At 58.8% G+C, this 12613-nt stretch carries 8 protein-coding genes and 2 pseudogenes; 6 read left to right on the top strand and 4 right to left on the bottom strand.

All coding sequences use genetic code 11. The features are described from left to right. The first annotated feature begins 24 nt into the window (after positions 1-24). The 6 genes and pseudogenes from C8024_RS02855 to C8024_RS02830 all read left to right on the top strand — a co-directional run bounded on the left by C8024_RS02855 (position 25) and on the right by C8024_RS02830 (position 8374). On the top strand, positions 25-678 hold the full coding sequence (locus C8024_RS02855; RefSeq protein WP_254305487.1) for a protein-L-isoaspartate O-methyltransferase: 654 nt from the start codon (positions 25-27) through the stop codon (positions 676-678). 21 nt (positions 679-699) lie between these two features. Then, positions 700-2130: a TolC family outer membrane protein gene (locus C8024_RS02850; RefSeq protein WP_173202876.1), complete on the top strand. Its 1431-nt coding sequence runs from the start codon at positions 700-702 to the stop codon at positions 2128-2130. Between the two features lie 87 nt (positions 2131-2217). Then, complete coding sequence (locus tag C8024_RS02845; protein WP_173202875.1) at positions 2218-2703, top strand: DUF2497 domain-containing protein; 486 nt, start codon at positions 2218-2220, stop codon at positions 2701-2703. A 117-nt stretch (positions 2704-2820) separates the two neighbouring features. Beyond that, positions 2821-4851, top strand: coding sequence for a S9 family peptidase (locus C8024_RS02840; protein WP_173202874.1), 2031 nt, complete (start codon positions 2821-2823; stop codon positions 4849-4851). Further along, positions 4848-5519 (top strand): enoyl-CoA hydratase/isomerase family protein, encoded by a 672-nt coding sequence (locus C8024_RS02835; protein ID WP_173202873.1) that lies wholly within the window; start codon positions 4848-4850, stop codon positions 5517-5519. The genes C8024_RS02840 and C8024_RS02835 overlap by 4 nt, the downstream gene beginning before the upstream one ends. Before the next feature lie 135 nt (positions 5520-5654). Further along, positions 5655-8374, top strand: a pseudogene (locus C8024_RS02830) (valine--tRNA ligase). Between the two features lie 102 nt (positions 8375-8476). Here C8024_RS02830 and C8024_RS02825 read toward each other — a convergent pair. The 4 genes and pseudogenes from C8024_RS02825 to C8024_RS02810 all read right to left on the bottom strand — a co-directional run bounded on the left by C8024_RS02825 (position 8477) and on the right by C8024_RS02810 (position 12536). After that, positions 8477-8869 (bottom strand): hypothetical protein, encoded by a 393-nt coding sequence (locus tag C8024_RS02825; RefSeq protein ID WP_173202872.1) that lies wholly within the window; start codon positions 8867-8869, stop codon positions 8477-8479. 169 nt (positions 8870-9038) lie between these two features. Then, a pseudogene (locus tag C8024_RS02820) lies at positions 9039-10741 on the bottom strand (ATP-binding protein). A 112-nt stretch (positions 10742-10853) separates the two neighbouring features. After that, positions 10854-11423, bottom strand: coding sequence for a TIGR02186 family protein (locus C8024_RS02815; protein WP_367947113.1), 570 nt, complete (start codon positions 11421-11423; stop codon positions 10854-10856). A gap of 198 nt (positions 11424-11621) precedes the next feature. Then, a complete protein-coding gene (locus C8024_RS02810) occupies positions 11622-12536 on the bottom strand; it encodes a sulfite exporter TauE/SafE family protein (RefSeq protein WP_173202871.1) in 915 nt (304 codons plus the stop codon). Positions 12537-12613 lie beyond the last annotated feature (77 nt).

The following is a 12613-nucleotide window of genomic DNA, read 5'->3' as shown; positions in this document are numbered from 1 at the left end:
ACTATTCATTGCGAGGATCGACGCTTGGGCCAGGAAAATTTCAAACAAATGCGCAAAGCCATGGTTGTCAGCCAGTTGCGCACAACCGAAGTGAGCGATCCCCGGGTTATCGCGGCCATGAGCCATATCGCCCGGGAAGATTTCGTCCCCGCTGCACAACGCAGCTTCGCTTATGCCGATCGCGGGGTGCAGATCGGTGACGGCCGGGCGTTGAATCCACCGCTAACCACCGGGCGTTTGCTGAATGTAGCGCATGCGACGAAAGATGACAAAGTCCTGCTGATTGGCGCGGCCAGCGGCTATACAGCGGCGGTACTGGCGCAACTCGCAGGGTCTGTCGTCGCGGTGGAACAGGATGCCAAGCTGGCAGCGCTCGCCGTTAAAAATCTGGCCGATTTTGACAATGTTCGGATAGAGACCGGCAATCACGCCGATGGCTGGGTTCAGTCCGCGCCGTATTCCGTGATCGTGATCGACGGGCTGGTGGAAGAAATTCCCCAGACTCTGGTCGATCAACTTGCGCCGGACGGTCGCATTGTTGGTGCCGTCATGAACGATGGCGTGTCCCGCCTTGCGCTGGGCCGGACGGCAGGGGGGCATGTCGGCTATCAATATTTTGCCGATTGCGGGGCCTGTGCCCTGCCCGGCTTTGAAAAAGCAAAAAGCTTCAAATTTTAAGGCGTTCGGGAGAGTGATACTATGAGTAGACGCCGCCTTTTCCTTGGCACAGCTATCGTGGCGCTACTGTCTGCCCCCGTGCAAGCCGATACGTTGCGCGATGCGCTGGAAGCCGCCTATCAGACCAACCCCACCTTGTCGGGCGCGCGCGCAGCACAGCGGGCAACCGATGAAACCGTTGCCATTGCCAAAGCCGATGGCCGGCCGAATGCCACCACGGACTTCGGCTTTCAGGAAAACTTCCTGCGCAGCGCCAATAGCTTCACCGCCCCGCTGCGCCAGTCCACGGCGGGTGGCTCGGTAGAAGTGCCGATCTATTCCGGAGGAGCGGTCAAAAACGCCATTCGTGCGGCGCGCACCAGAGTGGAAGCCGGACAATATGATCTCCGCGCAACCGAAGCGAGCCTGTTCAGCAATGTGGTCGCCACTTATATGGACGTGATCCGCGACACCGCGATCGTCAAGCTGAACCGGGCCAATGTCGGCGTTCTAACGGTCAATCTGGAAGCGACGAGCGACCGATTCGAAATCGGGGATTTGACGCGGACCGATGTGGCGCAATCGGAATCCCGGCTGGAAGTGGCGAAGGGCGACCTGGAAACCGTGCGGGCCAGCCTGATTCGCAGCAAGGAAAATTATATCGCTCTGGTCGGGCACGAACCCGGCGATCTGGAACCGCCCCCGCCTTTGCCGAACATGCCGGAAACACCGGATCAGGCGGTGGATCTGGCGCTGTCCTACAACCCCGACTTGCTGGCCGCAAAGGAACGCAGCGATGCGGCCGAATTTGATATCAAGACAGCGCGGGCAGGCAACAAGCCAAAGGTCAGCACTTATGCGCAAGGGCGCTATCTGAACTATCACGGCACGCTGGGCGGAAATGTTCCCGGCAGCGTTTTCATTCAGGAACAATCTACCGCCGAAGTGGGTGTCCGTGCCAGCATGCCCATCTATCAGGGAGGACGTCCGGCCGCCCAGATCCGCCAGGCACAAGCGCGTTCCGGCCAGGCCTATGAGCAGCTGATTGCCGTCGAGCGCGATGTCATCGCGCAGACCCGTGCGGCCTATTCCAGCTGGCGCGCCGCGGAACGGGTGATCCAGTCTTCCGAGCGGGCGGTGGCTGCAGCCAGCCTGTCTCTGGAAGGTGTGCGGGCTGAAAATTCCGTCGGCAACCGGACCATTTTGGACATTTTGAACGCCGAGCAGGAACTGCTCAATGCGCAGGTCCAGCTGGTGACCGCCCGCCGCAACAGCTATGTCGCGGGCTTCTCCCTGCTCGCCGCCATGGGCAGAGCAGAAGCGCGCGATCTGGGACTAGAAGGCGGGCCGCTTTATGATCCCGACCTCAATTACGAACGGGTCGATGACATGTTCTACGATTATCAGAGCGACCCCGATCCGGAGCCGCAAGCGACCAGAACCGTTGACACACCAGCGCAAAAGCGGAGATAGAGCCATTGCCCGCGACGCCGGCGCGTCAATAGTATGGATGGCGTCGATCGGATCCGGCAACAGAGTATAAGCTTGGGGGTTTCGCACATGGCTGAACAGAACAGGGAATCATCGATGGAGGAAATCCTCTCGTCGATCAAACGCATCATCGCTGAAGACAAGGCGATCGATGAGGATCGCCCCTTGCCACGCCGCAAGACTTCCGCGAAACCGGCGCTGCAAGCCGTCCCCGACATAGTACCCGCAGACCGGGATGAAGAAATATTGGAACTGACCGAAGAATTGCCGGGACAGCAAAGCTCATCCGCCAGCGGCGTGTTCGGCGATCGCCGCAAGGAAGAACGGCTGATCGACGACAACAAGCTGGACAGCATGCGCCAGTCGCTCTCGGCTCTGGTCGAAAAAGAAGCGATGGAACGCAGACCGGCAACACCACCCGCCGGCGGCACTTCGCTGGAAGACCTCACCCGCGATCTGATGCGGCCGATGATCAAGCAATGGCTGGACGCCAATCTGCCCGATCTCGTCGAGGAGCTGGTAGCGCGCGAAATCCAGCGGCTGAGCGAGAAATAGGCACGCCGATCTAATCGCAATTGCCTTGTCGGACAGCCGTGCTAAACTGCGGCCCATGACAAGATTTTCAAAACATTTACCACTGCGCTGCTCGTCACCGGAGCGGCTTTTCCTGCAATGGCCTCGGCAAGGCCCCTGACGGCGGAAGACCTCGCCACGTTGAAGCGCATGGGGTCGGTTGCGGTTTCTCCGGACGAGAAATGGGCGGTTTTCGACGTTACCGAAACCGATCCGGAAACCTACGACCGGTCCAGCGCGCTTTATCTGCTGGATATGAATAGCGACGATCCTGCCCCCCTTCGCATCGTCGATGCTCCCGGAAAAAGCGAACACAGCCCTGCCTTTGCGACCGATGGCAGCCTCTTTTATCTGAGCGATGCGAGCGGTTCGGAACAGCTCTGGCATGCGCGTATCACGGCAGGCGATCAAGTCGGCAATCCGGTTCAGGCGAGCGACCTGAAAGCTGATATCGCCGGCTTCAAGCTGTCACCGACCGGCGAGAAAATCGCGCTTTGGGGAGATATTGCCAGAGACTGCCCGACCTTCGGTTGCGATCATAGCGGAAACCGGGCCGAGCCTGGTCCCGGGACCGGTCGCGAATATGACGAGCTTTTCATCCGCCACTGGTCGAGCTGGGAAACACCAGGCAATTACAGCCGCATATTCGCTTTTGATCTGAAGGATGGCAAAGTCGCGGGAGACGGCGCGGCGCTGGATGGTGATCTGGTCGGCGACAGCCCCTCCAAACCCTTTGGCGGCGGCGAGGAAATCGCCTGGGTGCCCGGAGAAGACGGCCTGTTCTTCGCACTCAGGACCGCGGACCGGAATGAACCCAAGTCGACCAATATCGATATATATGGTGCCAAGGCCGACGGTACGGGTACCGTCAACTATACGCAAAGCAATGAAGCCACCGATACGCTGCCCGCTTTCTCTTCCGACGGAGAATGGCTGGCCTGGGCGGCGATGGAACGGCCCGGCTATGAGGCCGATCGACTCGTTGTAAAACTTCGCAAGCAAGGCAGCGATGAAGACGAAGCCATTGCCCTGACCAAGGACTGGGACCGTTCGGTCGGCTCCATAGTCTGGACACCGGATAATCAATATCTCATCGTAACCGCGCAGGACGTGCTCGATCATCCCGCCTTTGCAGTGGAGGTTGCAACCGGCAAAGTCACGCGTCTGACGGCGGAAGGCAATGTCGGCACCACGATACCCTTGCAGGATGGCTCGCTGATCTTCACGATGAACAGTCTGCAGGCTCCAACGGACCTGTATCGCCGCGCACCGGACGGAAGTGTCACGCAGCTGACCAATATCAACGGCTCCGAACTGGGCGAAATCGACAAGGTCGAAATCGAGCGGTTCAGTTTTACCGGTGCCAATGGCGACACGGTCTGGGGACAGATTATCAAGCCGGAAGGCGCGACCGGCAAACTGCCGATGGCCTTTCTCGTCCACGGCGGTCCCCAAAGCAGTTTCGGCAACAGCTGGTCCACCCGCTGGAACCCGAAGGTGATGGCGGCGCAAGGCTATGCAGCGGTAACGGTCGACTTCCATGGGTCTGCCGGTTACGGGCAGGCCTTTACCGACAGCATCAACCAGGACTGGGGTGGCAAGCCGCTCAAAGATCTGAAGCTGGGCTATGCAGCAGCACTGGAAACCGATCCGCAAATCGACGGTGAACGCTCCTGTGCTCTCGGCGGTTCTTACGGCGGCTATATGATGAACTGGATTGCCGGCAACTGGCCCGACCGGTTTGACTGCCTGATCAACCATGCCGGTGTTTTTGACCTGCGCGCGATGGCGCTGAGCACTGAAGAGCTCTGGTTCGACCAGTGGGATCACGGCGGCAACTGGTGGTCGCGGCCCAATCCGGAAAAATGGAATCCGGTGAACACAATCGCCAACTGGAAAACACCAACGCTGTTCATTCACGGCGAAAAGGATTTCCGGATCCCCTATACCCAGAGCATCATGCCCTTCACCGTTGCGCAGGAAATGGACATTCCGTCCAAATTGCTGATCTACCCGGATGAGAATCACTGGGTGCTCAAGGGCAAGAACAGCGTGCAATGGTACCGGACGGTGTTTGACTGGATGGGCAAATGGACCGCTACTGATATGCAGGACAGCAAAGGCCAATGAGCTTTTTCCCCACCGAGGATCGCGACGGCACCACAATTGTCACGCTGACCAACGGCGAACGCAACACGCTGCACCCGGATCTGCTGGAAGAGGGCATTGCGGCCTTTCAGGCACTGGCCGACAACCCTCCCGAAAATGGCGTTGTCCTGACCGGGGCTGGCGAGCATTTTACCTGCGGCATGGACACCAAAATCGCGGCGACGCTGGACAAGGCCGGCCAGAAACAGGCCGCTGCCGCGATTGATGCTTTTGCGGCCTCACTCCATCGCCTGCCCTGTGCCTTTGTAGTGGCTCTCAACGGCAACACGATTGGCGCGGGCGGGATCATGGCGCTGGCAGCGGACTGGATTGTCGCGGCACAGGGCGACTATAAAATCGGACTGCCGGAAGCGAAGGCCGGCCTGCCCTTCCCTCCCGTTCCGCAGGCGATACTGGACCACTGGCTCAATCCCGTCTGGCGGCGCCGCTTGGCTCTGTCTTCGCATTTGCTAAACCCTGTCGAAGCCCTCAGCGCTGGCCTGGCTGACGAGCTGGCAAGCCCCGGGCAACTGCTCGATCAGGCGGTTGCGACCGCACGGGAACTGGCGGCTCAGCCTGGATTCAAGTCCTGCAAACGGCAATTGCGCGCCAAGGCCAATGCCGAGATCGATGCGATTTTGAACGGTTGAGTCCGGGGCCCTGTGCTCCGCACTTGATGCGGAGTTCCGGGAGGCCAAGATCGCACTTCCCTTTATAGGGCTCCGCATCAAGTGCGGAGCACAACACTGTTGTCTCCCGCCAAAAGCAATGCCAAAGACCCAGCCATGACATTAGATAAAAATTTCGACCCCGCCGCCATCGAAACGCGCTGGTATGAACATTGGGAAAACAAGGGCCTGTTCCGGCCGGAACGCGATGATCGGGAGCCGTTCTCGATTGTGAACCCGCCCCCCAATGTCACTGGGTCGCTGCATATCGGTCATGCGCTGGACAATACGCTGCAGGACATCATCATCCGGCACGAGCGGTTGAAGGGCAAGGATGCGCTCTGGGTTGTTGGCATGGATCACGCCGGTATCGCCACCCAGATGGTGGTCGAGCGGCAGATGAACGAGCGCCAGCAGAAGCGCACCGACTTCACGCGCGAGGAATTTGTCGAGAAAGTCTGGGAGTGGAAAGAGGAAAGCGGCGGCGCGATCACCAAGCAGCTGCGCCGGCTGGGCTGTTCGATGGACTGGTCCAACGAACGCTTCACTATGGACGAGGGCATGAACGAAGCCGTGCTCAAGGTCTTTGTCGATCTTTATAATGATGGTCTGATCTATCGCGACAAGCGCTTGGTGAACTGGGACCCGGCGCTAAAGACCGCGATCTCCGATTTGGAAGTCGAAACCGTCGACACCAAAGGCAGCTTCTGGCATTTCAAATATCCGTTGGCCGATGGCGTCACGCTGGACAATGGGCAGGATTATATCGAGGTCGCGACGACCCGGCCGGAAACGATGCTGGCCGATATGGCGGTTGCGGTGCATCCATCGGACGAGCGCTACAAGAGCGTGATCGGCAAGGAAATCGAGCAGCCAATCACCGGGCGCCGGTTCAAGATTGTTGCCGACGAACATGCCGATCCAGAACTGGGTTCGGGCGCGGTGAAAATCACGCCGGGCCATGATTTCAACGATTTCGAGGTCGGCAAGCGCGCCGGCTTTGCCGCCAGCGAGATGCTCAATATGCTCGATGGCGAGGCCAATGTCTGCCAGACCGCCGACGGGCTGGTGCCGGAAGAATATATCGGCCTGCACCGGTTCCGGAAAGACGGCGTCGACGGTGCCCGCGAACGGGTCGTGCTGCAGCTGAAGGAACAGGGCTTCCTGATCCCGCATGTTTCGAAAACAAGGACGGCGAACAAGTCGAGCATGACGCCGAACCGCGCACTATCGCGACACCTTTTGGGGACCGCGGCGGCGTGGTGATCGAGCCCTGGCTAACCGACCAATGGTATGTCGATGCGGAAACGCTGGCCCAGCCGGCGATCAAGGCCGTGCGCGATGGCGATATCGAAATCGTGCCGAAAAGTTGGGAAAAGACCTATTTCAACTGGATGGAAAATATCCAGCCCTGGTGCGTCTCGCGGCAATTATGGTGGGGGCATCAGATTCCGGCATGGTTTGACGAAAATGGCAAAATCTATGTCGCGATGAGCGAAGAGGAGGCACAATCGCAGGCAGGCCCGGACGTCACGCTCGCTCGCGACCCCGATGTTCTCGACACATGGTTCTCTTCCGCTCTCTGGCCTTTTGGCACGCTCGGCTGGCCGGAACAGACCAAAGACCTCGAACGCCATTACCCCAACGATCTGCTGATCTCCGGCTTTGACATCCTGTTCTTCTGGGATGCGCGGATGGCGATGCAGGGCATCCAGTTCATGAAGGAAGTGCCGTGGAAGCGGCTCTATCTGCACGGACTGGTGCGGGCCGAAGATGGCTCCAAGATGTCCAAGTCCAAGGGCAATGTCGTCGATCCGCTCGGCCTGATCGATCAATATGGCGCCGATGCTCTGCGTTTCTTCATGGCGGCGATGGAAAGCCAAGGCCGCGACATCAAGATGGATGACAAGCGCGTCGAGGGCTATCGCAATTTCGCCACCAAATTGTGGAATGCCTCGCGCTTCTGCGAGGCCAACGGGATCGGCGCGAGCAAGACGCTTGCTGCCCCCGAAGCCATATTGCCCGTCAACCGCTGGATCATCAGTGAAGTTGTCGAAACGCAACAGGCGCTCGACAAGGCTCTGACCGACCTGCGTTTCGATGCGGCGGCCAACACCATCTATCATTTCACCTGGGACCGGTTCTGCGACTGGTATCTCGAACTGATCAAGCCGGTTCTGCAGGGTGAGGATGCCGGAACGGCCGACGAAACCCGTATCGTCGCCGGCTGGGTGCTCGACCAGATCATCGTCATGCTCCACCCGTTCATGCCCTTCATCACCGAAGAATTGTGGCATGCGATGGGCGACAGGAAATATGATCTGATCGTCGCGCAATGGCCGGCGCCGAAAGCGGCTGTGGACGCAGACGCCAAATCGGAAGTCGACTGGCTGATAAAGCTGATTTCGGAAGTGCGCTCCACAAAGGTCGAGCTCAACATTCCGCCCGGCACCAAAATGTCAGCCCATGTCCGCGATGGTGACGACCATCTGCAGGCCAAGGTCACACGCCAGCATGCCGCACTCGACCGGGTCGGACGTCTTGAGACCATTTCCTTCGATCCGGCCCCGGATGGCCCATCCGCGCAGATCGTAGTCGACGGCGCAACCTATGTGCTGCCGCTGGCCGGTGCCATCGATATTGATGCAGAAAAGGCCCGTCTGAACAAGGCGCTGGAAGCCGCGCAGAAAGAAGCCAAATCACTCGGCGGACGTCTCGGTAATCCCAATTTTGTCGAAAAGGCCAAACCGGAAGCGGTCGAGAAAGCCCGTGCCGATCTGGCCGACAAGGAAGCGGAAGCCGGACGCCTGCAGGCAGCTATCGATCGGCTGGGCTGATATCTCCTGAGCAGAAAGCGAAGGTCTGCGCAGGCCAGCCTCTACTGATGATCCGGAACCGGATGCCCGCAGGGGCGGAATCATCCGCTTGCGGGACTTCGCTTAACCGCTCTCGCCGCGCCGCATCTTTTCGGCGGCAGCGCGCATCCGCTCCGCTCCCTTGCGCATCTTTTCCGCGCCGCGGCGCATCTTCGGCGCGCTTTCCAGTAGTTTCTGGGCCGTAATTTTCCGGTCTCCGTGTGCATTCTGTCTGGCAGCTTCGCGTTTGCGGAATTCCGCATCACTCTCCAGCCGGTCTGCATAGGCTTCCATCTGATCCGCGCCTCGCAGCATCTCCTCCGCGCCTTTTTCCATACCATCGGCGCCCTCGGTCATACTGGCCTTCACCTGTGCCTTGATATCCCGGGCGAGCGTTTCACTCCACGTCTTGTCGCGTTCCTGATCAGCATCACGCGCATGAATGGCCATTGCCGGCACTATCGACACTGCGACCAAGCCCAGTCCGGCAATCACTGGAAAAAGCGTTTATCAACCATCGGTTTCTCCATATCATTCTGCTGTGCCCGATACACAGTCAATGACTACAGACGTAATCGATACCTGGAATTTTGACAGCCGCTATCGATCAACAGCCGAGGAAAATGGACAAACTGCCGGCCAGGGATTACCGGCCCTGCGCTCTCCAGCGCTTGATAACCCGCTGGATGATCTCTTCCTCGCCGCCATGTTCGCGCCACAGGTCGGAGAATATGGGATCTTCCGAGGCCGGACGACGCTCTTCGATGAGCGTATCCAGCGCAACGCGGATCGGTATGGCGACGCCTTCGCCACAGCAGATCACTTCGCGGTTGCGCAAGGCGGGAATGGAGTCGAGAAATCCGCGCGCGCCTTCCGGCATTGCGGCCTTTACGAAGGCCTGATCGCGGTCATTGTTGAGACGCATCGACAGGATGGTGCCGCATTGCGAGAGCACCCCTTCGGCCAGATCTGACGGACGCTGGGTGATCAAACCCAGAGAAACCCCGTATTTCCGGCCTTCCTTGGCGATCCGGCTTAGGATGTCGCGGACGCTGCTTTCCTCTGCAACATCATCATTGGGGATGTAGCGATGCGCTTCCTCGCAGACCAGAAGCATCGGCCGCTGTGCCTCATTACGGGCCCAGATCGCATAGTCGAACACCAGCCGGCTGAGAACGGAAACCACCGTCGGCGTGATCTCGGACGGCATCGCCGAGACATCGATGATCGAAATCGGTTTGCCCTCGGAAGGCAGCCGGAAAATCTTGGCGAGAAACGCCGCCATTGTATCGCCGACGAGCATGCCGGAGAACATGAAGCTGTACCGCGGATCGGCCTTGATTTCGTCGATTTTCGATTTCAACCGCTGATAGGGCGCGCTGTTGGTAGCCTTGTCGAGCTTGCCCATTTCATTCTGCAGGATCGTTGTCAGATCGGACAACAGATAGGGAACCGGTGAATCTACGGTCAGCTTGGTGATATTGGCGGCCCCCTGGTTCTTGGCCTTTGCCGCCAGCAGACATTTGGCCAGAATATCACAGTCCATCTGCTTGGCGTCACCCCTGGACTGGACGAACACTTCGCAATGTTCGCGGAAATTCATCAACCAATAGGGAAGATTCAGATTGTTCACGTCGAACAATTTGCCGTTATCCTTGAAGGCCGCCGAATATTCACCGTGCGGATCGATCATCAGGATATGGCCTTCGGGCGCAAGATCGCAGATTTTATGGAGAATCAGCGCTGCTGCTGTCGATTTACCGGTACCGTCGAACCGAGAAGCGCGAAATGCTTGCCGAGCATGGCGTCAACGTAGAGTGCGCCGCGGATATCGTCTGTCGGGTAGACGGTGCCAACCTCGACATTGGCGCGACCGTCAGAGGCATAGATCTGCTTGAGATCGGCTGTCGTCACGGCATAGACCACCGAAGCCGGGGTCGGGTAGCGGGTCACACCGCGGCGGAAATTATAAATCTGGCCGGTCAGTTTTTCCTCGTCGCCCTCGCCGAGAAAATCGATCTCGGCCACCACAAGCCCGGTCTGGCCTTCAAACAGCCTCTGGGTGCGGATATTGGCGAGCAGCCATGTCTGGCCGACACGGATCTTGACCTGACTACCGACTTGCCCCGCCATTTTCACGGTCGGATCGCTATGGTCCATAAGTCCCGCGAGCACGGCGGTGTCCATGATAATTTTGGAACCCGATCCGGCGATTTCGATGACTTCGCCAATCTTGTGGCTTTCGCTGCGCTGCGAGATGGCCCCCTGATTCTCATCCTCTATCGGTTCGACTTCGGAATCCGCAAGAGGCCTTGCGGCGGGAAAATTATGAGAACCCATATCGGACATTGGTGTTTTTCCTGTTTTGCTGGTCAGGACACCGGACTAGTCGATCATGGTTAAAGAAGATTTACTGGAGCACCAGAAAGGCTGCCCAGCGGTACCCGCGATCGAGCGAGCATTACATCTTGCGGAACAAATAGCCCGCTGACCAGCCGAGTACGACCGAAATGAGCACGGCGATAAGTCCGTAGAGAAAGCCGTAATTCTGGGCCATATTGGTGATGAAACGCCCCATCCCCGTCTTTTCGATGGTGATCTCTTTGACCTCGGCCGCCTCCACCCGACCATCGATGACGAGAAAGGTTTCCGCCGTATAATCTCCCACCGGTACGCTCGCCGGCAGGTTGATCCGCGCCTGATATAGTACGCTGTTGGTGATCTTGACGCTGTTCGGCAGGTTCTTGAACAAATTGCCCCGCGAATTCAGGTCGACCAGCCCGTCGACAAAGCGGTCCAGCTCGCGGCTGTCGATCGCTCCGGCCGGAGAAAGCTGCAAATGGTGCAGGCCTAATTCATAAATATCTGCGGTCTTGCCATCGACAATCTCGTCGAGCGGCTTGGAGGATGCTACCGCGTAAAAGCCGGGGGCAGACCGAAACTCGCTGCTCGCCGCGTTAATCCAGATCCCGGCGATCTGCTGCTTTTCGCGCACGACGATCGATTCGACCGGCCCCTTGAGCACGACCACGATATCGGCCCGATCGGTGTTGCGGGTACCGGCGGGTAGGTAATGGCACCAAAAGCAGCAATTGTGCCCCGTTGAAATCGCCCTTGATGCTGATCCGGTCTTGCGACACTTCGGGAACCAGCACCGGCGTCGCGCCGACGGTCAGCAGGGCGATGCCGAAAAGCGCAAGCAAGCGGGGCAAAAGGCGCCGGCTTTGGTTCACAGGATCTGGACCGTGTAGATTTCGGCCGGCTGGAACCCCAGACCCAATGCCATCCGTATTGCAACCAGCAGCACCATGGATGCCAGAGCCAGACGCAGATATTCGGGGCGCATCCGCTGGGCGAATTTTGCACCGAGTTGTGCGCCCGTCACGCTGCCGAGCAGCAACAGCGCGGCCAGCACGATATCCACCGCTCGCGTGGTCATGCTGTGCATCATCGTCGAAGCGATGGTGACAAACAGGATCTGGAACAGCGAGGTCCCCACCACGACCTGTGCGCCCATGCCGAGCAGGTAAAGCATCGCCGGTACCATGATGAAACCGCCACCGACACCCAGCAACATGGTCAATATGCCGGTGAGCAGGCCAAGCACGAAGGGGGCGATTGGCGAAATATACAGACCGGACCGGTAGAAGCGCCAGCGAAAGGGAAGATTGGCCACAAGCGGGTGATGACGTCGCTTACGGGCTGGCAGCGGCTTGCCGGCACGAAAGGCGCGGACGCTCTGCAGGGATTCCTTGAACATCAGACCACCGATACTGGACAGCATCAGGACGTAGAGGACATTGATGACGGTATCGATCTGGCCCCAGGTCTGCAGAATCTGGAACAGCCCTGTTCCCACGATCGTGCCGACGATGCCGCCGGCCACCAATATCGCGCCCATCCGGAAATCGACGCCCTTGCGGCGCATATGTGCGGCAACACCCGAAATGCTGGCACCGGTGACCTGGGTAGAGGCAGACGCGGCGGCGACCGTTGGCGGAATTCCGTAAAAGATCAGCAGCGGCGTGGTAAGAAATCCGCCGCCAACGCCGAACATGCCGGATAATATGCCCACCAGCCCGCCGAGAAGGATGATGACGAACGCATTAACCGATAAATTGGCGATTGGCAGATATATGTCCATATAACCACTGGACTAATCTCTTTTTGTTACGGGATAAAGGGCGTTGCTGCCTTGCGGATGCGAATTAAATCCGATCG

This window comes from Sphingopyxis sp. BSNA05, assembly GCF_013265645.1.
Taxonomy (GTDB): Bacteria; Pseudomonadota; Alphaproteobacteria; order Sphingomonadales; family Sphingomonadaceae; genus Parasphingorhabdus.
This window is presented reverse-complemented; position numbering and strand designations above follow the sequence as displayed.